The following is a 26147-nucleotide window of genomic DNA, read 5'->3' as shown; positions in this document are numbered from 1 at the left end:
TTTTGAAGCCCCCCTCTCGGTCCCCTATAGAGACTGAATTTTATTTTTTAATGGGGGGATTCTTCTTTTCGATTTCTTTTTTGAAATCCTTCATCATTTTGTTAATTATACTTTTTATCGCTTTTTTCTTTTCTTCTGGTTTTGTTTTTTTATTTAATTTACTTAGTTCTTTAGCTACTGGTCGCAATGGTTCTAATTCCACATATTCTTCAATGTTTTCTTCACCAATAGCATTAAGGATTGTAGCAAAAGTAATTGCCTTCTCAAGCTTAGTTAATCGCATCTATGCTCACTCCTTATGCTCTAGGAATTAAGAACTCATCTATTGCTTTATCCAGTACATTAATAAGCGCTTCTCTACATTGCCTTGGTGTTATATCATCATTCATTTCGTTATGCAATGCTACAGCCTTCTCTAATTTTTGTGGATCAATGTGTTGCTTTGCTAAATCCACACCGATGACATTATTGATTAACTTACCGATAATAACTGTTTGTTCTTGTTTAGATAGTTTCATCTACCTTTCTCCTTTCATAATTAAATCCCCATTCGCATCAAACATTACATCTTCTCTAATTAATGATGACTTACCAAACGTCTTTGTATTATGACAAGGTAAGCATAAGTATTGTAGGTTATCATGGTTCAATGTTATGTCTGGATTGTTTATAGTACCTGGCGTTATCTCAACTATATGGTCAACGATATAACCAGGTTCTTCTGTACAATGCTCACACATACCATCTAATGTTGTAGCTATGTATGATGCTCTACACTTCTTCCATGCCGTTGACTTATAAAAGCGCTTTGCATATTCCTTAGCCATCCATCTATCCTCACTCCTTATCTTTATTCAAAATAAAAAGCACTCCATAAGGAATGCTTTCAAATTAAATAGAGTTTCGCATTAAATAATTCTTACCCTCGTTAGTTAACTTTGCATTTGAGAAATCAACTTCATAATACTGATCATCGATACCATCAATCCAATTATTATTTTCTATCAATTCACATAGATTCCTAAATGCTGTCTTATCCATTCCTAATTTATCAGCTGTTAAATCCTTTTCACCAACATTTATTGATTGTAATATATAATAAACTTTCTCTTTAACATCCACAATATCACCTCCTATTCTCATTATCAGATAGGAAATGACAATTTTCTAGTTTAACAATTCGACACTAACCGACAAAAAAGAGCAACCGTGCACCAGTTGCCCTTTCGTCAATTTCTTATGTTATTACTATAAATCATATTTACAATAGTTTCGTTGCCCTAAAAGTACCTTCCCTAAAAGTAACCTTATAGATCATCCACAAACTTGATTATCTTTCTTACTTCAGCATGCTTACGTTTAATGTAATTTGGACTATAATTTAAATCCCACGCTATTTGTTCTAATGTCATGCCATATATGTATTTCTTTACAAGTATTTGATTATCTAGCCCTTTAAACTTATTAATCAATTCCATTAGATCATACATAGCATTCATTTCATTAGCTAACTCATATTCAATTGCTTCAATACGTTCTTCTACCTTTGCACCTTCTGATTCAGCGGTTAAACGTACCTCTCGCAAATCACCACTGACCCAGCGTTTTAATTCAGCTTTTGCTTTATCTAAGTTGTAATCTAAGTATGCAATTCGTTCTTCTAATTTCTGATAGTCTCTCAGCCAGTCAAACAAATGATGATTCACCTACTTTCTTTGGTCCTTCCACAATCTAATTCACAATACCAGCTTTTACAAAGATGTTTCTCCATGCTTTATTAGTTCGGGATTTATCAACTAACTTCGCACGTTTAGCAAGACGTTTCTTTAATTTCTTTTTCTTATGATTATTCATTGCTATCACCACGCATTTTTAAATAGTTTTGAGCATATCGTAATTGTTGAGCAATATATGAATCGTTTTCTCCTCCGCCACTTGCTAACCAATCTCTTACACGATCATTGATATCTCGTAACACTGGATAAGGTAATTCAGATGATAGTTCAATGATTTTTTGTAAATAAGTCACTTTACCGTCCCTCATTTCTTCTTAGAAACTATGAACTTCATAAAACACGTTTATTTTCGTTTCTAAGACGTTTTAATACTTGTACATCTATTTGTATTAGGTATGAAAAACACCTTAGTTTTTTCTTAATTTGATAAACCGTTTTTTCGGCAAAATGAAATTTAATAACGTTTTCCGATTAATATTCGCATTCTGGTAAATGAATTAGATATTCTCCCTCGTCCTCAAAACACTCTAAGCATTTTTCACAGTGATACATATGTCTTTCATCCTTTCGACCTATAATCGATATCCTGAGCCGAAGCCCAGGAAAAAAATTATTCAGCAACTTTTTCATCATCAACAATTTTCAACTGACCAGGAGCAACTTCTGTTGTTCCATCCTGTTTAACGTTGTATTCCATACCTTCATGTGGTTCTTCATAAAACTCATCAATCGACATCTGAGAAGGCTCAAGAATGATATCAACATTTCCACCGGCAAAAGGATAAAGTTGATTTACTACACCCTTTGCATCACGTTTTACATTTAATTTAATCGCCGTTTTCTTACTATCACGTTGAATATTTACGAACTCCGCGCCGATTGGTTCAACTTCACTTTTCTCCACAGTTAGATGAATAATTGTACCTGGCATTTTCAATAACTCATCAGCATGTGGTAATTCATCACTTAATACATGAAACTGTAAAACTTCCTTTTTATCGTCCTTTTGCATTTTCTTGAATAATACGTTCAATTTCACGTTCGTCATGGTTCGGGCTCCTTTTGTATTAGATTGATAGTGGAACTAAAGTTTTTCTGTTATTTCTGTACGTTTCTAGCCTTAGAAAGTCTTTCAGCCGCTTTTTTTCTTTGCTCTTCCGTCATCACTCGTAAATTTTTCATTGTTACTTGTTTTTCTTGAAGAACACCTTTTACAGCTGTTGCTCTTCCATCCTCTTCTTCTAAAGTTTGTAATTCACATAGATTACTCAGTTTTCGAATGTGTTTAGGAACAGTAGAATAAACATTCCACTGACCTGTACTGTTATCGAAATTCAAAATAGTTTCTTGCTCTTCACGAGAATATGTCATTACTTATATGACCCCTTTCTTCAGATACTCACGAGCCATATATAAAAAATGATGATATATGTAATTACCTGTTGTAGCCGGTTCAATAAATACCGTTGAAAACCCATATCTCACTTCAAATGTTTTTAAACTACCAAGTAATGCTTCTGGTTTGTATTGACTTCGATATTCACCTTTTAATATTTTGTGATAGCCTTGTAGATCTTCCACAAGAAGAACAAATGGATGTTTAGCGGCACGAATCAATTCATTTTCAAATCTTGTACGGTCTTTAATTGATTGGACCAATTCATCTACACCATTTTTTCTTTCTACTCCAGCACTTAAATAAATATCTCGTGTAATGCCCATCTCAGGATTCTTAGGAATTACCGCTGAATAATCGGCTGTATCAATTTTTCTAAGTCTGAATGGAACATTCTTTTTGCGAAAATAATCAAGTACATGTTGGTTTTTCTGTTCTCTCGTATCCACCATGATTTCTAATGTATCTAGTATTTCTTTTAATTCGACATCCGAATATCTAAAATGAATTGCTGGCATTTATTTCACCTTCCTAAAGTGTGACATTGCACGATTGAATATTTCTTGTGAAAGCTCGTCCGTTAATTTATTTTCATAGTTGGCTACAGATTCTTTTACATATAACCAGCCATTAAGTGAGAGGTTTAATGTTAGTTCCATAACCAACCTTGCAGCGGCTTCATCATGATTAAACCAATCATTTATTTTTGGATTCATGTCTTGCTCAACACCGATAAAAAAACTAATAATTTTATCTATCGTTTGTTTTACCGCATGATCTTGGTCCGAATAATTCCCTTGCAAATACTTAATAATCCGTAACTTGTATTCTTTAATAACTGATTCAATTTCAGGAGCAATCTTTTCATGGTTTTCAATATATAAGTCATCTCCATCAAGAACGAGCTTCGCTCCCATCGATTGAACATCAGCACATATTTGTTTTGGATGCATATTACACCTCTTTTTCTAAAGGGATTATCGAGGGTTACTAAGTTTTTCATTCAGTAACCCGCTACAAAACCAGTCATACCAAGGGTTCAAGTCTCTTTTTGGTCATCAGGGTTACTAAGATTACTTGGTTATCTATTAAAGTCCTATATATATATATTATTTTTTATTTATTTATTTTCTTATAGGCTGTTATAGAAAATTCAGTAACCCTCAGTAACCCATAAACTATAAACATTGATATAACAGCGTTTATAAGGGTTATTAGAAAAACAGTTTAGTAACCCTTAGTAACCTCAAATCAAACTTTTTTCCTTTTTATAGGAGTTGCGTTGTCCTTCTCTTCTTTTTCCTCACCAGAAAATAGACTAGCTCCTGCAAATTCGTTTAATGTCATTCCATGAATAAAGGTTTTATTTTTTGATCCTTTTTCTTTTTTAAAACCACGTATTTCTAATTGACGATAAAAAGCACGATTCTTTAAATCCATTTCATTATTTTGATAACACCATTTTGTATAGTTTTCATAAAGCAACTTCGCTTCAACTCTTGCTGTCGAATACACCGCACAATTTTCATCGATAAACGGTCCGAGTATATCCATATCTTCACGATATTCAGCTGTCGCTGCTTTCACGGCTTCAGGAGCACGCAACCCTTCGGTCTGCCACTTCATGCAACCCTCAACAGCCCACCGCAAAACACCTGGCATTTCTTTTGCTAATTTATCTGGTAGATCATAATCAATCTTGTCTTTCGGTATTGTTACGGTAAATGGAATAAGCATAATCCTTCTCCAAATACCTTCATCCGAACCTTTTACAATTGGTTTATGGTTGGTAGTAAAGAACACTTTAAATTCAGGTGTAAACTCGAAATATTCCTGGCGTAAGAAACGAGCTGACATTTTTTCTCCACCAGTGATTTGTTTAACCAGGGCTTCAGATAATTGTTGTCCCTCTTCACTCTCAACAGCCGATACAAAACGTGCTCCATCAAGTCGAGCAACATCGTTATTAATGCCTGAGTCATTTCTCTTTTTCAAGAAAGTATCACTGTTCGTTTGCCTACCATAATCACCAAGTAAATCTTGGATAATGTTAATAAAAGTAGATTTACCATTTCGTCCATTACCGAATAAGAAAAACATTACTTGCTCTTTTGTTACACCAGTTAATGAATAACCAATTGCTTTTTGTAGATAATTAATAAGCTCATGATCCGCTTCACCAGTATGCGTTTTAAAAATACTTTCCAAGAAAGCTTTCCAGTTTGGACACTCAGCATTTTTGTCATACTTAATTGGAGAAAGTTTCGTTAATAACAAGTCACGGTCATGCGGTAATAATTCACCAGTCTTTAAATCGATAACTCCGTTTTCACAGTTAAAAAGGAAACTATGAGAATCTAATTCTTTTTTTCTAACTGACACCATTGGTTTTACATCCAATATGCTATTTATCCGGATAGAACGTCTTTCGCATTTCTTTGCCCAATCATGTAACATCTTTGATTGGTATTTATCTTCTGTAGCTTTCGCTTCTCCATATAAGGATCTAAGCGTTTTAGCTGTAATAGCTTCAATCTGTCTCTTACTATCCTCATGCCAATGCTTACCATTCCATATAAGCCATTCCAATTCGTTACAATATCGAACGTTCTCGCCATGATAATATGCAATACGCTCCGCATTTCCTAACTCAGTTAAATGAAACTTTGGTGCTTCATCGATAATTTCCTCAGTATCTTCAATTGAGTTATCAGAAATATAAACCTCATACTTTTTCTCTTCAGGTGGTTCATAATCAGCTATTGTGGAAGGAGTTGAAAGAATTGCTGTATCAATTGTCATTTGTCCATATGTACGACCATCACTAGAATGTGGTTTATCCCACTTCTCACGAAGTAAGGAAGACTCTCTAAACATTGAATCCATCTTTGCAGCATCTTTATCCGTCCAGAATGCTAGATGATTACATAAAGCCATGTCAGTAGAAGAATGATCACCGTTAATCAACATGCCCTGGAATAAATCTTTAATGGATGCACCGCTTTTACTATCAAACATTCGCTCCCACAATTCTGCATTCGATAGACTAGTAATATCTTCTCGTTCGAATGAAGTAGTGTTTTGTTTCTTTTCTGGCTTTGGTTTTTCTTTCAAATACTTCTCAAATAAAACTTTTAATTCATCCGTTCTATCCTCCACAGGGACTTGATCCAGGCAATCACCGGTGAAAGTAAAATACCTTCCATGCCTGTATACTTCTAATCCGATATCAACATTTTTCCGTCCTGTACCTGGTCCTTTTAATGGCAGCTTACCTTTTGCAATAATGTGGATGCCATCACCACTTGGTGAATATTCCGTGTAACTATTTACGATTTCAATAATATCCTCAGCTAAACTTGTAAGAGCACCTTTTTGGATACAATGGTCAATGTCTATTCCAACGAATGGATCATCCTTTGAAAACATGAATCCAATTCCGTCATAATCTCCTTGTTCATAGAATTTTATGATTGCCGGAAACGTTGACCAGCTCCGTTTATTATTTGATTGAGCCATTTCCCCATTGATTTGATAAGGAACTTTTGTTTTCTTACCGTTTCTTACTTCTGACCGCCATAAGATCCAATGAGGAGTGTTTTTAAGCTCTGCCGGTATTTGATTAAATTTATATCTCATTTGATTTTCTCCCTTTGGAAAAGGGAGCCGTTAGTAGCTCCCTCCTATTTGAATCTTGTTAATTAATTTTTAGAATGGAATATCCTCATCTGAAACAGTGAATCCAGTACTTGGAGCTGCTACTTCAGAAACTTTAAAACCATTTACTTGTGGGTATTTTTTACCGTTGTACTCACGTTCACCTACTACTAATCGCAACGGTTTATTTAAGAATGTATCAGCCCATTCTTTGTAGCTGCTAAATTGCATTCCATCTGGGAATTGTGCCGCTTTTGATGCTGCTTGGAATCGCCACATTGCTTTTTCAGTAACCGTAAAGTTATCAAATAAAATCTTTTGACCTTGGAATGGCTGGTCTACATCACTGCGAATTTCATAATCCACAATTATTCGATTATTACCTGACTCTGCTTGCTTTAATTCATAGTTAACAACCGTTACTTCATATTCACCTGGTTTAATTACCTCAAATTCTGTTGCTTGGCTGTGATCTACTTTAAACATTATTTTTCCTCCTTGTTGTTAAAAACTTTTAATCTATCTAAAGCGGCATTTAAATATTTAAGATTGAAATCTTGGAGTTTTTGTTTTGTTTTAAACTCAATTTCATCTAGCATCTTCGCTGCTTCATCGCTGGATTCAACAATTTCTATAATTTTTGCAACAAGAGCATTTCTTTCATTCTCTTGCTCCGCTCTTACGTCCACACCAAGTTCCAACCATTTATAAATAATTGCACCATGCTCTGGCTTAATTAATTCACCATTCTCATTTATTAAATTGGAATTATCCTTAGTTGGTGTAGCTGTATGATTTTGTTCCATACGTAGAACAATCATAAATTCATATTCAAGATCATCCTTCTGGATTGGCTTTAATCCTAACTTACGAATTTGAAGCTTATCATTATCATCACGCTCAGCTTGATATTCTTGCTTAGTACGTAACGTAGCGATAATATGCACATCATTTTCTGTAAGTGATTTGATAAATTCTTTAATAATGGGCTTCATTGTTTTCCAATCTTGAAAACGGCCACCTAAATCTTGCTGCTGATCCAAGATACCTCCGATACCTTCCCAAGCATGTGAAAGGCTATCTGCAATAACCACTTTTCTTTAATAGTTCAATTGCTTGTTGGTATCGAACTGTGGAATACGGTGCATCAAGTTCTACATATTTAAAGCTACCAATCTTGTAACCTTTAATTGTATTGTTTGCATAAAGAAGCGAGCGTTTGTGTTCCGTATCGATAACACCAATCTTCTTCCACAATTCTTCTTCTGGTAAATCTGGATAGGCTTCTTTCATCATTCCGTATGCCAGAATTAATGATGTTAATGTTTTACCACCACCGCTAGCACCAAATAACGCTATGCAAGCTTTCAGCTTTTCACGTTGTGCATCTGTTACTTGCAACATACTTATACCTCCACACTATAAGAAATAGATTCAGGTTTAACCGTCACCCCTGGGACAATTTGTCCATCCTCATCCACAACTACTTTTTCACCGCTAATTTCCGCAATCTTGAATTTCTTCTTCAAGTCACCCCATTTAACTTCTGTCTTTAAACAATCATCAAGATGATTTTCAATAGCATATTGAAGTACCTGGGCTTTATCTTTTTGCTCCGGCGCTTCACTACTCTTACGAGTTTTGGATTTACCGTAAGGCGTACTAATCGTTTTCTGTTTTGGATCCGCTGCAAGTTGTTCCGCATGGTAACGATGGATATGACTTTCAAAGAAACTAATGCTATCGTGGATAGGCTTTAATTCTTTTTGCTCCCATTGTGCAATACGGTTACGTTCAACATTTGCCAACGTTGTAATTTTCTTTTCTTCCGCTTTAAGTGCAGTCAATTTTCGAAATGCCCAATTAAGGCCTTCCAAATCACTAATTTCAAATCGCTTCTCCGCATCCTGTAATTCATCAACTTCCGCTAATTCAATTGCTTGTAATGAGTTCATCGATATTACCTCCAAATTTAGTTTTGAATTCCTTTGCGGTATAAAGAGAAAGGTATGTAAAACCATCTTTCGTAAATTCAACTTGCAGAGGGAAATCCAAATCATCACGTTTTACCACTTCTAATTCTCCTTCTTCATTTAAAAGTTCTTCCAACAATTGATGTCTTACATGAACCTTATTATCTAAATAAACACCCAAAATCCCTTGTTCCTCAGCTAAACGAACAGCTTGTACACTTTCCTCAACTGCTTTAATCATTTTGCACCTCTTCATAATCAATGGTTTTTCTAACCACTACACCGCCAATTTCATTAGCTTTTCTTTTAGCATTGTAAGTATTTTCATACTCAACAGCATTTCTAACTTCTTTAGTCATTACTAGATCGTCTTCATCTTGGAGAAATACATTCCCTAACATAACCAGGTATGAAGTTTTCACTTCTAATTGTTTATTCATTTAAAACGCTCCTTTACTCAAACGCATTTCATGCTATAATGACTGTGAATTTTGTTTTTCTAAATCACCTGTTGGCGCAGGTGGTTTTTCTTTTATACAGCTCGAAAGCATTCAACATTTTGTTCCGCAATTAAGTAATTCGTTAGATTTCCTTCAAGTACGGCATCCTGGCCAAACATAAAATACTTATCATCTTGCTTAATTTCACAACCATAGAAATCTTCAATTGGATGATCAGGTTCCTTAATCGATTCCTTTTCAGGAATGTCTTCCACAAATATTGCATCGATACTACTAACCCCGATATGTAATGGAACCTTTCCGGTAGCACCTTCCCATTCAATTGTTGATAAAAAACCAAAGTTATTTTTAAATGTTTTAAATTGCGCTGTTGTAAAACTAACCTTTGCACCTGATTTAAAAACCAATGTTACTTCCTTCAATCAACTCACCTCCCTTCGAGCTGAAACCTTACGGTTCATTTCCCTTAGCTGACACTTTGCTTCTAATTCAGTAATAAGTAATAACGCTGGGCTCTTTCTCATTTCTGCACATCGTTTTACAACATCAGATGCTTTCATTAATTTACTCGCAGATAATACTCCATTCATTATTGGTCACCTTCCTTATCTATTTTTGTTTTCCGATATAAGTCAAATTAGTACACAACTTACCATCTTCTATTACTACTTCTCTTTCATAATTCGACAAAATTTCCTCGCGATTGATTTTTTCTACTTTTTCACCGTACCTCCAATACCCAGCACGAAGTAGAAACTCAGAATATCCTTCTGGAATCGGTAATTCATAACCATCTAAGGTTATTCTAGTCACCTCAATACCTTCTCTAATTATCATTTCTTCCACCTTCTACATTTCAAGAGTGACTCCACCCTCAACTCTACTTAAAGTAGAGTCTACATTAAAAAAAATTTGATCATAACTAATTTCTAGTAGATCACAAATTTTCTTTGCATTTCCTACAGTCACCTCGTCAGGATGATTTTCCATATTTCTATATGTTTGAACATGGACTTTTAAATGCTGCGCCATATCAGTTTGAGTAAACCCTTTTATTAATCGCGCTTGTTTAATAGTGAGAATCATCACTTTCACCTCATTTCTATTCGCTTGTAAACTCATAATAATCTACTAAAAGTAGGATGTCAACACCGAAAAAGTTCTTTAAATCTACCTTTATATTAAAATACCGAATTTAAAGTAGAATTTTTTCGACATTATATTGAACAAGTTCTACTTTTGGTTTAATATTATAAATATAAAGTTGACGGAGGTCACTAAAATGAGCATAGGAAAAAATATTAAAAAATTAAGGGATAAGCATAATCTTTCACAAAAAGAATTTGGAGAAATAGCTGGTGTTTCAGATAAGGCAGTATCAACTTGGGAAAAAGGGCTAAAAGAACCAAGAATGGGATCACTTCAAAAAATAGCTGATCATTTCGGAATTTTAAAAAGTGACATCATCGAAGATAAAGATTCTAATGTTACTCACATCAGACCTAATCAGCCAAATATTAAAAATAACTGTAAACCTGTACCTCTACTTGGAGCAATATCTGCTGGAACTCCACTCGAAATGGTTACTGTTGAAGAATGGATTAACGTTCCAGTAGAAATAACTGACTGTCACCCTCATGCCTTTTTATTAAGAGTAGTTGGCGATAGCATGAGTAAAGTAATACCACCAAATATGTTAGCGTTGATAGATCCAGATGTTGAAATTAAAAATGGAGATATTGCTGCAGTTGCAGTTAATGGATTTGATGCAACTCTAAAAAGATTTTATAAGTTCCAAGATGGAATTACTTTAGAACCCGAAAGTTATAATCCTGAATATAAAACACAATTTTATGATTCTAAAACACAAGAACACACTCCTGTTGTAGTAAAAGGAAAATTAGTTTGGTATATGGCACCTCTTAACGCTAAATTTTAAATGTAAAAGGTGATTATTTTGACTAAAGCAGCTATATATATTCGTGTTAGTACGCAGGACCAAATTGAAAACTATAGTATAGAGGTTCAAAGAGAAAGAATAAGAGCGTTTTGCAAAGCTAAAAATTGGGACATCTATGATGAATATATAGACGGCGGTTATTCAGGTTCAAATTTAGAGCGTCCTGGTATAAAAAAACTTATAACTGATTTAAAAAACATAGATGCAGTTGTAGTATTAAAATTGGATAGGTTATCTCGTTCTCAAAGAGATACATTAGAACTTATTGAAGAACATTTTTTGAAAAACAAGGTAGACTTTGTATCTATAACAGAAACATTAGATACTTCCACACCATTTGGTAAAGCAATGATTGGTATTCTATCTGTATTTGCTCAATTAGAACGTGAAACAATTGCAGAACGTATGAGAATGGGGCATGTTAAACGAGCAGAAAACGGTTTAAGAGGTAACGGTGGAGACTATGATCCAGCTGGTTATACTAGAAAAGATGGACAATTAATAATTAAAGAAGACGAAGCTACTCATATTAAAAGAGTTTTTGATTTATATGAGCAATATTATTCAATTACTAAAGTGCAGGAAGTTTTAAAAGAGGAAGGCTATCCTATTTGGAGATTTCGGAGATATAGGGACATTCTTTCTAATATATTATATATAGGGCGTGTAACCTTTTCAGGAAAAGAATACGAAGGTCAACATGAACCTATAGTTACATCAGAACAATTTAAACGTGTACAGACGCTGTTGAAACGTCACAAGGGACATAATGCCCATAAAGCTAAGCAAAGCTTGTTATCAGGGCTAATAGCTTGTTCATGTTGTGGAGAGAATTATGTAGCATACAGTACAGGTAAATCTAAGGATACTGAATCCAAAAGATATTATTATTACATTTGTAGAGCCAAGAGATTCCCAGCTGAATATGAAGAAAGATGTATGAATAAAACCTGGTCCAGAAAAAAACTTGAAGAAGTTGTTATTTCTGAATTAAAAAGTTTAACCGAAGAAAAAAAACAGACTAATAAAAAAGAGAAAAAAGTAAATTATGAAAAACTAATTAAAGATATAGATAAGAAAATGGAACGCTTGCTTGATTTATTTATGAATACTACAAACATCAGTAAAAACCTTTTAGAACAGCAAATGGAGAAACTGAATTTAGAAAAAGAAAAGCTCCTTCTTAAACAACAACGTTCTGAAGAAGAATCTATTTCTCATGAAGTAACCTTAACTGCTATAGATGATGCATTTGAAACATTAGATTTTAAAGAAAAACAAGTTATAATCAACAACTTCATAGAAAAGATTTACATTAATCAAAATAACGTCAAAATTATTTGGCGTTTTTAAATAATTATTTTATGTATTCATTTCCGGCTATTCATACAGCCCAAATAAAAAAAGATTCTTTCTGCTTAATAGCTTCTATAACACCTTTCGCGGCCAACTCCTGACCAGCAGACAAATTCCCGTTCCACTGTAACGAATTTAAACTTTTTTCACCTTTTCTTTCAGCGATCCCACGAACGAGTACAGCACATTCACTAACTCTCCCCATCGTTATACACTTCCGGCAATACGCGCACACTTTACTGCACCTTTTACACGAAAATGATGCAAATAGTCGTTGCTCTATATTACCGCAGCGCTGACATATATATTTAGAAGCCTTTTTTGTTACGCCTTGTACACATACGACCTCCCTCTTCTTTTTCAAATCATGTAATGTATCCCGTAAATCAGAAGAGAGTTCTTCTAATAGCAACTGTTTTCCAGCGAGCATCAGCAACCACCTCCAGCACTACTATAAACCTTTCTCATGATCTCGTAAAAACTCAAAAAAGCCGATAACCTACTTATAAAATAGTAAGCTATCGACTTTATACACATGTTTTATTCGTTTATAAATCCTAGAATCGACCGTATCCTAAGAAATGTTTTTGGTTATAGCTACTGCTTAAGCTAGAGTATGCAATCCCTTTATCACCAGCATGAATCATTTGGTCATTACCAACGTAAATACCGATGTGAGATGGACCTGCTTTATAAGTACCTTGGAAGAATACTAAATCTCCAGGTTGTGGGCTACTTACTTTAGAAACTGAATTCCAGTAACCATTAACGTCTTGACGTCCTACACCGAAGATGTAAGAAATGAATCCACTACAATCAAAACCACCGTTTGATGGAGATGCACTTCCCCAAACATATGGCATACCTAAGTATTGTTGCGCTTTACCAATTACGCCAGGAGCCGGAGTTGGACCTGGTGCTGGCTCTTCTTTTTTCTTTTCTTGCTTAGGTGCTTCTTTTTTAGGCTCTTCTTTTTTAGGTGATTCTTTTTGAGCTGGTGCTGCTGGCTGAGCTGGTGCCGCTTGTGCTGGCTGAGCTTGCGCATCTTTAGCAGCTTGCTCTGCTTGTTTTTGAGCAGCAGCTTCTTGTGCCGCTTTTTCTTGTGCTTCTTGTTCAGCAATACGTTGTAATTGCAGTGCTTGTTTTTCAAGATCTTTCAATTGACCTTCCGTACTTGTCATTGAAGTTACAACCGTATCCATTTTGCCGCTTAAATCATTTACTGCTGTTGCCTTTTTCGCTTTTTCAGCGTCAAGTTCTTTCTTAGCAGTTTCAATTTGAGCTTGTGCTTCTTTTAATTCCTTTTGCTTTGTTTTTACCGTTTCAACATCTTTTTTCACGTTCGCTTGATCTTCTTGTTGTGTTTTCATGATATCTTCATCAGACTCAAGAATTTTAGAAACAGAAGCTAAACGATCAACTAAATCTGCAACGTTTTTAGAGTTTACAAGAACTTCTGTTACAACATTTGTGTTCGGTTGTTCTTGAAGTGCAACTAAACGTTTTCTTAATAACTCTTCACGTTTTGCGATTTTCGTTTGTAGTTCTGCAATATCTTTATTTTTATTTTCGATTAATTGCTCAGTATCAGCAACTTTTTTCGTTGTTTCATCAAGTTTTGAAGAATTCTCTTGAACAGACTTATCTAAACCTTGAATTGTTTTGTTTAAATCGTTCATTTGTTTTTGTAATTCATCACGTTCTTGTTGTTGTTTATGTAAAGTGTCATTTTGTGTATTAATTTGTGATTTCACGTCAGCAATTTTATCTTCTGCAAATACATTTGGTGTTAGTCCTGAAAACATTAACCCTGCAACTAATGCGCAAGATGCCATTTTTAGCTTTTTCATTTTATTTTTTACACCGCTTTCTTTTATCTTTTTTCCGTATATAACCTATAAAATTTATACCATAATTCGGGATTTTTTTTGCTAATGTTACGCTATTGTAAAACAAATGTAATATTATATGTAACTCTATCGCAAGATATGCATATTTTTGTATATATGTGTAGAATTTTGAAGGCTTTTTATAAGCAAAGAAAAAACGCAAGGTTTCCCTTACGTTTTGTTACATACACTAATACGAATGAAATCAAAGAGTTATTTCATCCATTTCTCAGCCCAATTTTGGACTTCATCCATAACACTTTCTAACGCTTTCCCTTTTTCAGTTAAACCGTACTCGATTCGAACTGGTACTTCTGGATAAACATTACGAACTACAATGCCTTCGCTTTCCAATTCCTTTAAACGCTCTGACAACATACGATCGCTCATATTTGGTATAATATCTGCGATTTCTCTAAAACGTTTTGACTCTTCAAGCAAAGATTTAATAATTAAGCCAGTCCATTTTTTACTAAGCAAAGTAAAAGCTGACTCAAACTTTGGACATAAACAAGAATTATGCTCCATATGTTTCACCTCTCTTCCATTATAATATAGTTTCTTGTAAAAAGTAAGTTATAAAACTTTCCTCGTTATTTTATTTTACGTACATTTTACCATTTCCAAATATTAACTTGTCAACTACACGTAAAATATCCGTAAAAAAACCCTCTTCAAAAAGAGAGCTTTTTATATCTTATTACTTCGTATACCATCCAAGACCTAGTGCACCTTCACCTAAATGCGTACCAATTACAGCACCGAAGTAACCTGTGCGGATTGTAACATGAGGATATTTTGCTTCTAATTCTGCCTTCCATTCATTCGCTTCCTCTTCACGTTGTGCATGAATGATAACTGCTTCCATAGGTACACCTTGACTTGCTTGCTCATCAAAAATTTCAACAATTCGTTTTAACGCTTTTTTACGTGTACGAATCTTTTCAAATGGAATAATGATTTTATCTCTAAAATATAAAACGGGCTTCACTTGTAACAAACTACCAATGAAGGCTTGCGCACTATTTAATCGTCCTCCACGTTGTAAATGATGTAAATCATCCACTACAAAATAAGCGTCCATCGTTTTCTTCATTTCATCAAAACGGGCAACGATCTCTTTCGGATCCTTTCCTTCGCTTGCTAATTTTGCCCCTTCACGTACATAGAAACCTTGTACTTCACAACTAATTTCAGAGTCGTACGTATATACATCAATACCCTCTACCATTTGCCCAGCTGTCGTTGCTGTTTGATATGTACCACTAATCCCACTTGAAAGATGAATGCTAATAACCGCATCATAATCCTTTGATAGTTCTTCAAACAACTCAACAAACTTTCCAATTGCTGGCTGAGAAGTTTTCGGAAGCTCTTCTTGCTCACGTACTTTTACATAGAAATCATCTACTGAAATTTCAGCTTCTTCTTGATAAGATTCCGTTCCAAACACAACGTTTAATGGAATCATATATATATTGAGTTCATCACGAATATGCTTCGGTATATATGCTGTACTATCAGTAACAATAGCTGTTTTCATTTGCGTACCTGCCTTATAAAAAAGTTTTTATTCCCTAAGTTTACACGAAAACTAAAAATGGTGCATCCATACATGAAAATGCCGATTTGAAATTATAATTACCATCTCGACAAATTACAACAAAAAGAGGAAATACTCACCAAAAATTTCAACTTATTTATAAAAAATGTTTGAATATAAAAACGCTCGCTTTTAAAATGTAAAGTACTAGTCATTTTGGGAGATAGGGGCGTATACGAGTGTTATTACAATATTTAACAATAAAAGACTACGGTGAGCACGAAATTGTCATTCAAAAATCAAGATTTATTTGTTATGTTAGCAGAGCTACAACCGAAGAAGAAGCTCAAGAATTTATACAAAAAATAAAAAAACAAAATTGGAATGCCACACATAATTGTTCTGCGTATTTGATTGGTGAGCAAGATCAAATCCAAAAAGCAAATGATGATGGAGAACCTAGCGGTACAGCTGGCGTACCTATGTTAGAGGTACTTAAAAAACGCAGTTTAAAAGATACTGTCGTTGTCGTTACACGCTATTTTGGTGGTATCAAACTTGGCGCAGGTGGATTAATTCGCGCATATGGAAAATGTACAAGTGAGGGTATTAATCATGTTGGTATCGTACAGCGAAAACTAATGCGTGTTATGCAGACCGAAATTGATTACACATTACTTGGCAAAATTGAAAATGAATTACGTAATTCGAAATATGCCATTAAAGATATACATTATCTCGAAAATGTCACATTTGATACGTATGTAGAAGAAGACGGAAAACAAGCATTCACAGATTGGATGATTGAATTAACAAATGGGAAATGTACAATTACAGAAGGAGATATGTTGTACTTAGAACAAGATGTTATCTAAGAATACCTACATCCTCATCTTTAAAGATTAATGTAGTGAATTACTTTCCTACAAATGAACTAAGGAGATTATATATGGAAGAACGTTATTATCATCTCCAAAATAGCAGAATAAAAAAGAAACGAAGAAGAAAGTTTTTCTACTTCCTTATTTTCGTATTTTTATTTGGTGGTGTAGGACTTTATATATTAAATTCCTACTCTTCTCTCATGGGGATGTATAGTGGTTTTACTCGTCAAAAATCGGACTTGAGAACCGAAGATGTAGAAATTACAAAGGAGCCTTTTACACTCCTCATTATGGGTATAGAAGATTATGCAACGGACGGTCAAAACGGTCGTACAGATTCATTAATGTTTGCGACAGTCAATCCTAAAACAAAAAAGATTTCGCTTATGAGTATCCCTCGTGATAGTCGTGTTCCAATCGTTGGGAAGAACAAAGAAGACAAAATTAACGCTGCGCATGCTTACGGCGGAGAAGAAATGGCAATCAAAACTGTCGAAGGTTTTCTAAAAGTCCCTGTAGACCATTATATTAAAATTGATTTCCAAGGCTTTAAAGGTATTGTTGATGCTGTTGGCGGTGTTACCGTTGATGTCCCATTCGATTTTTGGGAGCGTTCGGACGTAGATTACTACAAAAAAATCGAATTTAAACAAGGACAACAAGACTTAAATGGGGAAGAAGCACTCGCATACGTACGTATGCGAAAGCAAGATCCAAACGGCGATTATGGTCGGGCCGCTAGACAAAGACAATTACTAGCCGCTGTTGCTCAAAAACTAAATTCAGCCTCTACCGTATTTAAAATTAAAGATTTAACGGCAGTCGTTGGAAAATATATAAAAACTGACATTCCTATTTCTGACGGACTTGCACTTTACAATAAGTTATCTGGGTTTGACCCTTCTACAATGCAAACATTCAAACTTGAAGGAGAAGACAAAAAAATAGGTGGTATTTATTACTTCCTTCCAGATCCAATCGGTGTAGAGACAGTACGTAACGAGATAAAAAGAGAATTAGGAGAAACAGCAAACGCTCAAGAAAATCCAACTACAAAAACCGAATCAAATCCTTCTTCAAATTCTAACTCTGACGAAAAAGCAAAGAAAGAAACAAATCAGAATCAGAACAAAACACCAACTGAGCCCCCTCCTTCTACGAATGCCCATGCAGAGTGGATTATGAGAAATCAGCAATAACAAAAAGAGCCAAATCTTATGCGATTTGGCTCTTTTTTATTTACTTATTAAAGTTTTGTAAAATTGCTTCTACAATACGCTCTGATGCACGGCCATCGCCGTAAGGATTAGATGCTTTCGACATCTTATCATGAGCTGCTTTATCTGATAACAACTCATCAGCAAGACCAAAGATTGTCTCTTCGTCTGTTCCTGCTAATTTCAATGTACCTGCTTCAATACCTTCTGGGCGCTCTGTTGTATCACGAAGAACAAGAACCGGTACACCAAGTGACGGCGCTTCCTCTTGTACCCCACCAGAATCAGTTAACATTAAGTATGAACGTGCTGCAACATTGTGGAAATCAATTACATCTAGCGGCTCAATTAAATGAATACGGCCATGATCGCCTAGAATATCATTTGCTGTTTCACGAACAACAGGGTTCATATGAACAGGGTACACAACTTGTACGTCTTCATGCTTATCAACAAGACGTTTAATCGCTCGGAACATATTACGCATTGGCTCCCCTAAGTTTTCACGGCGGTGAGCTGTCATAAGTACAAGACGATCGTTTCCAAGTTTCTCTAATACAGGATGGCTATATGTTTCTTTTACAGTTGTTTTTAGTGCGTCAATCGCTGTATTTCCAGTGATGAAAATGCGTGACTCATCTTTATTTTCTTTCTGTAAGTTCGTTGCTGATTTTGCTGTAGGTGAGAAATGAAGATCTGCCATTACACCTGTTAGTTGGCGATTCATCTCTTCTGGGTATGGAGAATATTTATCCCATGTACGAAGTCCTGCTTCTACATGACCTACTGGAATTTGATTATAGAAAGCAGCTAAACTTGCGATAAATGTTGTCGTTGTATCACCATGTACAAGTACGATATCCGGCTTTGCTTCTTTCATTACTTTATCCAAACCTTCTAAACCACGCGTTGTAATATCAATTAAAGTTTGGCGATCTTTCATAATATTTAAATCGAAATCTGGCGTAATTCCAAAGATACTTAACACTTGGTCTAACATTTGACGATGTTGTGCTGTTACAGTCACAATCGACTCAATTTTGTCTGGATGCTTTTGCAACTCTAACACAAGAGGTGCCATTTTAATTGCTTCTGGACGTGTCCCGAAAATTGTCATTACTTTTAAACGTTCAGTCATTTCATTGCCTCTTTTCTTTCACTAGTTACAAATTCTATTATGACATATAAGAATATACATGAATACATGCCTTTTTAACGAAGAATGGAAAAGTCTCTCTTACAAATACTTTCTCTTCCAACCGAATAATAATCTATCCCTTGTTTCTTGACACCCTCAACAGTATAACAATTTCTTCCATCGAATAAAATAGGCTCTCTCATAAGTTGTTCGTACTTTTCTAGCGGATAAGCTCGGATAGCTTCCCATTCTGTCATGATAAAAGCCGCACTCGCTCCTCTAATCGATTCATCTATACATTCGCTATATTGTATAGTCTCTCCAAAGATATTTTTCATATTTAGAATCGCCTTTGGATCATATAGAACTACATCCGCACCTATATGAATTAATTCTTGTATCATAATAAGGGACGGTGCGTCTCTTATATCATCCGTATTTGGTTTAAACGCCGCTCCCAGCACCGCAATCCGCTTCTTATTCATATTTAATACTTTCTTCGCTTTCTCAATCAATAACAACTGTTGCTTATTATTCACTTCAATGACTGCTTTTAGCAAGCGAAAATCATACGCCACATTCCCTGCAATTTGCACAAGGGCTTTCGTATCTTTCGGAAAACATGATCCCCCATAACCAATACCCGCATTTAAAAAAGACGCCCCAATCCTCTTATCCATTCCCATCCCTTGTGCAACGTCTAATACATTGGCCCCTACCTTCTCACATATATTTGAAATTTCATTGATAAAACTAATTTTTGTCGCTAAAAAAGCATTCGATGCATAATATTTAATCATTTCTGCACTTTTTATATCTGTAATATACATTTTTAAGCGTAATTCACTATACAAATTCTCTACTTTCCGTGCTGCTTCCTCATTATCTGCTCCAATTACAATACGATCTCCCTGAAAAAAATCGTAAATCCCTGAACCTTCCCGTAAAAATTCTGGATTCGATACGATATGTAATTCATATCTATTTTGTAATTTCTCCTCAATCCATCCCCTCATAACATCGTTTGTACCTACAGGAACCGTACTTTTCGTAACGACAATAATGTCTTTCGTCGCATATGCTCCGATATCATCACAAGCATTCCGAATATATGTTAAATCCGCTGTCCCATCTAATAAAGATGGGGTTCCAACTGCAATAAATATAAATTCTGCATCGTAAAATGCTTTTACTCTGCTTGTTGTAAAAGTTAAACAATCATTCGCACATGCATCATTTATTAATTCATATAAACCCGCTTCATAAATAGGCAAATCCCCTTGCTTTATCCGTTCAATTTTCTCATCATTTATATCAAAACATGTGACTGAATGGCCTAACATCGCCAACCCTACTCCTGTAATCAATCCAACGTATCCGGTACCTATTATCGTAATTTTCATTTCCTTTTCGCACAGGAATATACAATAGAAAATATACGAATACATAGAATTCCCCCTGTGCTTCCCCCTCTCACATTAAAAATGCGAAAACTCTTTTACTTCTTTATTATATGAATTACTTTTTCCATTCTTTTTTAAGTTTTTGTAAAATTACATGCAAGAATATAGAATGAAACTTTATTCAGTGAGGGGCATTCATCCTCCAATAATTATTAGTTAAACCAATCGAAAGTTTACAGGAATTAAAGTTTCCAACTAAATTTTGAGGTGGAAGCCTTACTGTCCGTTCATGCGGATAAATTCCCACATTTTAACACGGAACTTACTCATTTCTACGTGTAACACTTATAATACTGAAATAAAAGTATTCACTATCGAAGAAAAAGAGAAAATGTCATATTCCAAAGCCCAATACAATTAACCTTCTCAAATGATTCAACATTCTGTATACAATTGTAATATATTCTATCTGCTTCCATTTACCGTAAATAGAAAAAAAGATTGAATTCTAATCTTTTTGTGATACCATATGTTATGAGCCTGTAAATAAACATCATAATTTTCAGATAAATGTACCAAAAAAATTTACGTTAGACTATAAAAGGGTGGGGTATTAATGGACTCACAAGTGATTTATGCCATTTTGGCATCTTTCATCACTGTACTCGTCGTTACTCCTTTAGTTATTAAGTTAGCTTTTAAAATAGGAGCAACAGATAAGCCAAACGCTCGTAAAGTACACCAAAAAATCATGCCTCGTCTTGGCGGATTAGCGATATTTATTGGTGTAGCTGTAGGATTTGTTGTCGGTGGCTTATATGAACAAAGAATGTTATCGATAACGCTAGGTGCGATTATCATTGTAATCATCGGTATTTTAGATGATATGTACGAGTTATCTGCGAAGGTAAAATTCGGTGGACAACTATTAGTTGCCATAATGATTGTAAAAAGTGGATTATTAGTGCAAGTATTATATATTCCAATCCTCGGGGATACTGAACTCGGATGGCTTGCTTATCCAATTACAGTATTTTGGATTGTAGGTATTACAAATGCAATCAACTTAATTGATGGCTTAGATGGGTTATCTGCTGGTATTTCATCTATCGTACTTGCAACGCTAGCATATATGGCCTTCACTAGCCCATGGGGCACTGGAGCCGCTATTATCTTACCACTAGCATTAATTACATTAGCAAGTACAATTGGATTTTTATTCTACAACTTCCATCCAGCAAAAATTTTCATGGGAGATACAGGGGCACTATTTTTAGGATACTGTATTTCTGTTATATCGTTACTTGGATTATACAAAAGTGTAACGTTATTCAGCTTTATCGTTCCAGTTATCATTTTAGGTGTACCTGTATTTGATACGACATTTGCAATTATCCGCCGTATCGTAAATAAAAAACCTATTTCAGCACCAGATAAATCGCATTTACATCACCGTTTACTTGCAATGGGCTTCTCCCATCGTAAAACGGTACTAATTATATACGCATTCGGTATCTTCTTTAGTGTAAATGCAATCATTTTCTCTAGTGCGACATTATGGTTATCCATTATTCTTCTTTTCGTTTTAATCTTCTTTACAGAGATTATTGCTGAAGTAATCGGGCTTGTACATGAACGTTACAAACCACTTATTTCCTTTTATAAAAAAGTGAAAAAACGCGAAGACTAATTGTAGTATAGCCTTTACTATTATGAAATATTCAAATAGCATCCTCTTTCTTATAAGAGGATGCTATTTTTTATTTTTTTATTCCTCATTTCATATTTCCAAAATATAGTTTGTTTGAGAGTCCCACTATTGGAGAAAGATATACATAATAAGAAAAGGGTTATATTTTCTTTTTTACATCTTGATTGTCAAACTGAGGGTGAATGTTATGATCAAGCGAGTATTTCAATACATTATTTTATTTTTAACAATTACTATGTACGCGTCATCTCATGCAGGGGCAACTACAATGATTCCTGCTGAACATCATCCAAATACTGAAACTACCTCTCCTATCCAAAAAATCGCGTACTTAACATTTGATGACGGACCAAACAAATATACTACGCAAATTTTAAACATCTTAAAAGAAAAGAACGGAAAAGCAACTTTCTTTGTTATTGGTGGAAAAGTGCCACATTATAAAAAAACAATGCAACGATTAATTAAAGACGGACATTATATCGGACTCCACAGTATGTCACACGATGTAAAACGCCTTTATACTGGTGATCCATCTGCTTTAATTACAGAAATGGAACAAACACAAACCATCGTTCAACAAGTTACAAAATTAAATACACATCTCGTTCGTGTCCCGTACGGTAGCATGCCTTACTTAAAAAAGAATTACCGTGATGCACTTGTATCCGCCCAGTATAAAATGTGGGATTGGACAATCGATACATATGACTGGAAAAGCTATGACAATCCTTCTGCCATATTAGAAAGAGTACGTAATCAGAGCGACGAACAAGTCGAAGTGATTTTAATGCATGATTCGAGTGTAACCGTACAAATACTGCCACAAGTAATTGATTACTTACAGTCACAAGGATACAAACTTCTTCCCTATAATCCGTCTTCCCATCTCGAAGTGAACTTTTGGAAAGACACAAGGTTGTAACAGCTTTAGTGCCTATATGCTAAAGCTGTTTTATTTTTCTCTTCCCACCCTTCCCATTTTTGTGTAAAATTTTAAATAGTGATGAAGTTTCGAGGTGAATAGAAATGAAACGAATAGATCTCATTTTTAACGCAATGCAAGAAGGAAATTATACAGAAGGTGTAACCGCGTCAGAACTCGCTACCTTATTGCAGCTAGATCGCGCCAATGTAAGTAGCGACTTAAACAAACTTGTAAAAGATAAACGTTTATTAAAAACAAATACGCGTCCTGTTCGTTTTTATATAGAAACGAACGCTCCGTTGGAAACGCATTCAAATGAAATGACTTCATTAGATACATTTGCAATTGAAAATACAAGCCTTAAAATCGCAATCGAAAAAGCGAAAGCTTCTATTCTCTATCCCCCAAACGGTATGCATACTTTACTGCTAGGAGAAACAGGAGTCGGAAAATCTATGTTCGCTTCTTTAATGCACGAATATGCAATTGAAGTTGAACAGCTTCCTAAAAATGCACCATTTATCGTCTTTAACTGTGCTGATTACGCAAATAATCCACAGCTACTACTGGGGCAGTTATTTGGGATAAAAAAAGGAGCTTATACAGGGGCAAGTGATCAAAAAGGGTTAATTGAAAAAGCACATGAGGGGATCCTTTTCTTAGATGAAGTACATCGTCTTCCTCCAGAGGGACAAGAAATGCTTTTCACCTTTATTGACCGCGGGGTATACGCCGCCTTGGAGAAACAGAAAACGAGCGTAAGGCACAAGTATTAATCATTACTGCAACAACAGAAGAACCAAATTCATTTTTATTAAAAACATTTACAAGACGTATACCGATGACTGTTACGCTACCACCACTTCGTGAGCGTACACATAAAGAACGCTTTGCTTTACTGCAACTATTTTTCACAAATGAAGCGATACGTCTGCGAAAAGAAATTCACGTTAGCCCGAATACAATGCGCGCCTTCGTCTTTTACAATTGTCCCAATAACATCGGGCAATTAAAAACGGATGTACAAATTGCCTGTGCGAAAGCCTATTCTGACTTCGTGACAAAGAAACGTGATTCTGTCTATGTTTCAAGTACAGATTTACCTTGGTATATGAAAGAAGGGCTATTCATTGAAAGAAAGAGCCGTCATCTATACCAAATCCCAAACGAAACATTTGTATTTACGGGTAATGAAGGTTGGAGTAATCATAAAATAGAAAATGAAAAACAATCTTCTATATACGATTATATTGATTATAAATATGAAGAACTTCAAGCTCGTGGTATTGAAGAGGACAAATTAGAATTACTAATAGAAAATGATATTCAAAGCTTTTTCGTACAATATTTTAACCAAATTTCTAAAAAAACAAGTCATGAAAATGTTTTTAAAATTGTGGATCGTAATATCGTTTCCGTTTGCGAAAAAATTGCGGTACTTGCTGAGAAGCATTTATCTAAGACGTTTGATGAAAAAGTATTTCTCGCTTTAAGCTTACATGTACAGACAACTCTACAACGTTTGCAAGCTGGGAAACAAATTCATCACCCACAATTAAATCAAATTCGTACAAAATATAAAGAAGCTTTTTCCGTAGCGATGCAATGCATTCAACTACTGGAGGATGAATTACAAATAACAATGCCTATTGATGAAGCAGGCTTTTTAACAATGTTCTTCGTTGTTGATCCAATTCCTGCCTCTCAAACAGAAGTAAAAGTATTAATATTAGCGCACGGTAACGGCATCGCAACAGAAATGGCAAACGTCGCAAACGAACTTCTCGGCATTGAGGAAATAACCGGTATTGATATGCCGTTACATGAATCGCCGAAAGATTTCTTAGAGCGTGTGAAAGTGTATATGAAAACACTCCAAAATGTAAATGGACTTCTCTTACTCGTTGATATGGGTTCGCTTGCTTATATTGGGGATATATTAGAAACTGAGTTCAAAATTCCGGTACGTGTTCTTTCCATGACGAGCACTCCACATGCACTAGAAGCGGCTCGAAAAGCACAGCTTGGCTACTCGTTAGATGCATTATATGAAACAGTGAAGAACTTAACACCGTTTTACTTAAACTTACAAGAAGAAAAGAAAAAACCACTATCACCAATGAAATCTGTTATTTTGACAGCTTGTTTAACTGGGGAAGGCAGCGCTTTAGCTATTCAAAAAATGTTAGAGAACTATTTGCGATTTGACAAAGAATTAATTGAAATTATTCCAATTAGTATCGTCCATGAAAAAGATTTAACGAAAATGATTGAGAACATAAAAAAAGAGCGGAATATCATTTGTATCGTCACAAATTTCGATGTGCAAGTGCCATGCTTAACATATCATTTCCAAGACATTGTAAACTACACAGCGATTCAGCCAATTCAAGAATTAATTACGTATGAAGAAACATATGCAAAAATGGCTGATATTCTCGAACAACAAATGCAGCGGAACGACGGAGCATTACTTATTAAAACAATTCGTTACGCATTAAATACAATTCAAGAATTAATTTCCTTACAGCTAACTCCTGACAGCTTAATGGGTGTGATTCTGCATATGAGCTGTATGGTTGACCGTCTTCAAAAAGGAGAAAGCCTCCTCCCTCATCCAGATAAAGAGGAACGAAGACAAGATGAGTACTGGATGTATATGAAAGTGAAAAAAGCATTACAACCAATTGAAAATACATTTGAAATACAAATACCTGATGATGAAGTGTTTTATATTATGGACTTCTTCATTAAAAATCAGCCTGTAAAAAATTAACCATGGTAGTTTTTTATGTATCGACCGTAACGCGAATTATATCAGCGTTTTTCAAAATATATCGATTTACCAACAATAACCGCTCAAATTTGCACCTTATAGAAAAAAAGGCTGTTCCA

Annotated in this window: 31 protein-coding genes and 3 pseudogenes; 7 read left to right on the top strand and 27 right to left on the bottom strand. The window is 34.9% G+C overall.

Annotated features, from left to right (window positions below; translation table 11 throughout):
- Nucleotides 1-40: 40 nt before the first annotated feature.
- From PDL00_RS25960 to PDL00_RS25855, 21 genes and pseudogenes are all read right to left on the bottom strand, one after another.
- Nucleotides 41-283, bottom strand: a complete 243-nt coding sequence (locus tag PDL00_RS25960) for a hypothetical protein (protein ID WP_270732101.1) — start codon at nucleotides 281-283, stop codon at nucleotides 41-43.
- A 13-nt stretch (nucleotides 284-296) separates the two neighbouring features.
- Complete coding sequence (locus PDL00_RS25955) at nucleotides 297-518, bottom strand: hypothetical protein (RefSeq protein WP_270732099.1); 222 nt, start codon at nucleotides 516-518, stop codon at nucleotides 297-299.
- The gene (locus PDL00_RS25950; RefSeq protein WP_270732096.1) at nucleotides 519-827 is read right to left on the bottom strand and encodes an HNH endonuclease signature motif containing protein; all 309 of its coding nucleotides are present in this window, start codon (nucleotides 825-827) and stop codon (nucleotides 519-521) included.
- Nucleotides 828-891: 64 nt separating this feature from the next.
- A complete protein-coding gene (locus PDL00_RS25945) occupies nucleotides 892-1122 on the bottom strand; it encodes a YjcQ family protein (protein WP_270732094.1) in 231 nt (76 codons plus the stop codon).
- A 185-nt stretch (nucleotides 1123-1307) separates the two neighbouring features.
- A complete protein-coding gene (locus tag PDL00_RS25940) occupies nucleotides 1308-1694 on the bottom strand; it encodes a hypothetical protein (protein WP_270732092.1) in 387 nt (128 codons plus the stop codon).
- A 37-nt stretch (nucleotides 1695-1731) separates the two neighbouring features.
- On the bottom strand, nucleotides 1732-1854 hold the full coding sequence (locus tag PDL00_RS25935; RefSeq protein WP_270732090.1) for a DUF3983 domain-containing protein: 123 nt from the start codon (nucleotides 1852-1854) through the stop codon (nucleotides 1732-1734).
- Nucleotides 1847-2029, bottom strand: coding sequence for a DUF6877 family protein (locus tag PDL00_RS25930; protein ID WP_270732087.1), 183 nt, complete (start codon nucleotides 2027-2029; stop codon nucleotides 1847-1849). The genes PDL00_RS25935 and PDL00_RS25930 overlap by 8 nt, the downstream gene beginning before the upstream one ends.
- 317 nt (nucleotides 2030-2346) lie before the next feature.
- Entirely contained in the window at nucleotides 2347-2784 is a 438-nt protein-coding gene (locus PDL00_RS25925) for a hypothetical protein (protein ID WP_270732086.1), read from the bottom strand.
- Nucleotides 2785-2834: 50 nt separating this feature from the next.
- Nucleotides 2835-3107 (bottom strand): hypothetical protein, encoded by a 273-nt coding sequence (locus PDL00_RS25920; protein ID WP_270732084.1) that lies wholly within the window; start codon nucleotides 3105-3107, stop codon nucleotides 2835-2837.
- Between the two features lie 3 nt (nucleotides 3108-3110).
- Nucleotides 3111-3650 carry an ERCC4 domain-containing protein gene (locus PDL00_RS25915; protein ID WP_270732083.1) on the bottom strand — a complete coding sequence of 180 codons (540 nt, stop codon included), beginning with the start codon at nucleotides 3648-3650 and terminating at the stop codon, nucleotides 3111-3113.
- The gene (locus PDL00_RS25910) at nucleotides 3651-4085 is read right to left on the bottom strand and encodes a hypothetical protein (protein WP_270732081.1); all 435 of its coding nucleotides are present in this window, start codon (nucleotides 4083-4085) and stop codon (nucleotides 3651-3653) included.
- 298 nt (nucleotides 4086-4383) lie between these two features.
- Nucleotides 4384-6771: a phage/plasmid primase, P4 family gene (locus PDL00_RS25905; RefSeq protein ID WP_270732079.1), complete on the bottom strand. Its 2388-nt coding sequence runs from the start codon at nucleotides 6769-6771 to the stop codon at nucleotides 4384-4386.
- A gap of 69 nt (nucleotides 6772-6840) precedes the next feature.
- Nucleotides 6841-7275 (bottom strand): DUF669 domain-containing protein, encoded by a 435-nt coding sequence (locus PDL00_RS25900; RefSeq protein WP_270732078.1) that lies wholly within the window; start codon nucleotides 7273-7275, stop codon nucleotides 6841-6843.
- A pseudogene (locus tag PDL00_RS34770) lies at nucleotides 7275-8193 on the bottom strand (AAA family ATPase). The gene PDL00_RS25900 and the pseudogene PDL00_RS34770 overlap by 1 nt, the downstream one beginning before the upstream one ends.
- A 2-nt stretch (nucleotides 8194-8195) precedes the next feature.
- Complete coding sequence (locus PDL00_RS25885; RefSeq protein WP_270732072.1) at nucleotides 8196-8744, bottom strand: host-nuclease inhibitor Gam family protein; 549 nt, start codon at nucleotides 8742-8744, stop codon at nucleotides 8196-8198.
- The gene (locus tag PDL00_RS25880; protein ID WP_270732069.1) at nucleotides 8722-9003 is read right to left on the bottom strand and encodes a hypothetical protein; all 282 of its coding nucleotides are present in this window, start codon (nucleotides 9001-9003) and stop codon (nucleotides 8722-8724) included. The genes PDL00_RS25885 and PDL00_RS25880 overlap by 23 nt, the downstream gene beginning before the upstream one ends.
- Nucleotides 8996-9202, bottom strand: coding sequence for a hypothetical protein (locus PDL00_RS25875; RefSeq protein ID WP_001041415.1), 207 nt, complete (start codon nucleotides 9200-9202; stop codon nucleotides 8996-8998). Before PDL00_RS25875 ends, PDL00_RS25880 begins: the two co-directional genes overlap by 8 nt.
- A gap of 92 nt (nucleotides 9203-9294) precedes the next feature.
- Nucleotides 9295-9645: a YqaI family protein gene (locus PDL00_RS25870; RefSeq protein ID WP_270732067.1), complete on the bottom strand. Its 351-nt coding sequence runs from the start codon at nucleotides 9643-9645 to the stop codon at nucleotides 9295-9297.
- A complete protein-coding gene (locus tag PDL00_RS25865; protein WP_270732064.1) occupies nucleotides 9646-9813 on the bottom strand; it encodes a hypothetical protein in 168 nt (55 codons plus the stop codon).
- 19 nt (nucleotides 9814-9832) lie between these two features.
- Nucleotides 9833-10060 (bottom strand): hypothetical protein, encoded by a 228-nt coding sequence (locus PDL00_RS25860; protein WP_033699206.1) that lies wholly within the window; start codon nucleotides 10058-10060, stop codon nucleotides 9833-9835.
- A gap of 12 nt (nucleotides 10061-10072) precedes the next feature.
- A complete protein-coding gene (locus PDL00_RS25855; RefSeq protein WP_270732061.1) occupies nucleotides 10073-10345 on the bottom strand; it encodes a helix-turn-helix transcriptional regulator in 273 nt (90 codons plus the stop codon).
- Nucleotides 10346-10505: 160 nt separating this feature from the next.
- Between PDL00_RS25855 and PDL00_RS25850 the strand changes: the two genes are divergently transcribed.
- Entirely contained in the window at nucleotides 10506-11162 is a 657-nt protein-coding gene (locus PDL00_RS25850; protein ID WP_063676119.1) for a LexA family protein, read from the top strand.
- Between the two features lie 18 nt (nucleotides 11163-11180).
- The gene (locus tag PDL00_RS25845) at nucleotides 11181-12536 is read left to right on the top strand and encodes a recombinase family protein (RefSeq protein ID WP_270732051.1); all 1356 of its coding nucleotides are present in this window, start codon (nucleotides 11181-11183) and stop codon (nucleotides 12534-12536) included.
- A gap of 34 nt (nucleotides 12537-12570) precedes the next feature.
- Here PDL00_RS25845 and comFA read toward each other — a convergent pair.
- The 4 genes and pseudogenes from comFA to PDL00_RS25825 form a co-directional block, all read right to left on the bottom strand.
- A pseudogene (comFA, locus tag PDL00_RS25840) lies at nucleotides 12571-12969 on the bottom strand (ATP-dependent helicase ComFA); the annotation flags it as partial.
- A 127-nt stretch (nucleotides 12970-13096) separates the two neighbouring features.
- Nucleotides 13097-14389, bottom strand: coding sequence for a C40 family peptidase (locus tag PDL00_RS25835; protein ID WP_270732050.1), 1293 nt, complete (start codon nucleotides 14387-14389; stop codon nucleotides 13097-13099).
- 252 nt (nucleotides 14390-14641) lie between these two features.
- On the bottom strand, nucleotides 14642-14956 hold the full coding sequence (locus PDL00_RS25830; protein WP_000400858.1) for a winged helix-turn-helix transcriptional regulator: 315 nt from the start codon (nucleotides 14954-14956) through the stop codon (nucleotides 14642-14644).
- A 172-nt stretch (nucleotides 14957-15128) separates the two neighbouring features.
- Entirely contained in the window at nucleotides 15129-15971 is an 843-nt protein-coding gene (locus PDL00_RS25825) for a DegV family protein (RefSeq protein ID WP_000844775.1), read from the bottom strand.
- Nucleotides 15972-16210: 239 nt separating this feature from the next.
- On the opposite strand from PDL00_RS25825, the gene PDL00_RS25820 reads away from it, so the two are divergent.
- A complete protein-coding gene (locus PDL00_RS25820; protein WP_242257118.1) occupies nucleotides 16211-16846 on the top strand; it encodes a YigZ family protein in 636 nt (211 codons plus the stop codon).
- A 74-nt stretch (nucleotides 16847-16920) separates the two neighbouring features.
- Entirely contained in the window at nucleotides 16921-18054 is a 1134-nt protein-coding gene (locus tag PDL00_RS25815) for an LCP family protein (protein WP_270732046.1), read from the top strand.
- Nucleotides 18055-18094: 40 nt separating this feature from the next.
- On the opposite strand, the gene wecB is transcribed toward PDL00_RS25815, so the two are convergent.
- Nucleotides 18095-19210: a non-hydrolyzing UDP-N-acetylglucosamine 2-epimerase gene (gene wecB / locus PDL00_RS25810; protein ID WP_270732043.1), complete on the bottom strand. Its 1116-nt coding sequence runs from the start codon at nucleotides 19208-19210 to the stop codon at nucleotides 18095-18097.
- Between the two features lie 74 nt (nucleotides 19211-19284).
- Nucleotides 19285-20658 (bottom strand): UDP-glucose dehydrogenase family protein, encoded by a 1374-nt coding sequence (locus PDL00_RS25805; protein WP_270732041.1) that lies wholly within the window; start codon nucleotides 20656-20658, stop codon nucleotides 19285-19287.
- Nucleotides 20659-21229: 571 nt separating this feature from the next.
- Between PDL00_RS25805 and PDL00_RS25800 the strand changes: the two genes are divergently transcribed.
- From PDL00_RS25800 to PDL00_RS25790, 3 genes and pseudogenes are all read left to right on the top strand, one after another.
- Complete coding sequence (locus PDL00_RS25800) at nucleotides 21230-22303, top strand: glycosyltransferase family 4 protein (protein WP_016718934.1); 1074 nt, start codon at nucleotides 21230-21232, stop codon at nucleotides 22301-22303.
- A gap of 208 nt (nucleotides 22304-22511) precedes the next feature.
- On the top strand, nucleotides 22512-23249 hold the full coding sequence (locus PDL00_RS25795) for a polysaccharide deacetylase family protein (protein ID WP_061679338.1): 738 nt from the start codon (nucleotides 22512-22514) through the stop codon (nucleotides 23247-23249).
- Nucleotides 23250-23353: 104 nt separating this feature from the next.
- Nucleotides 23354-26028 (top strand): annotated as a pseudogene (locus PDL00_RS25790) (PRD domain-containing protein).
- The last annotated feature ends 119 nt before the right edge of the window (nucleotides 26029-26147 follow it).

It is taken from the genome of Bacillus cereus group sp. TH152-1LC, assembly GCF_027710505.1.
GTDB classification, from domain to species: domain Bacteria; phylum Bacillota; class Bacilli; order Bacillales; family Bacillaceae_G; genus Bacillus_A; species Bacillus_A mobilis.
The sequence above is the reverse complement of the archived record's forward strand: the minus strand, read 5'-3'. Positions and strand labels throughout refer to the sequence as shown.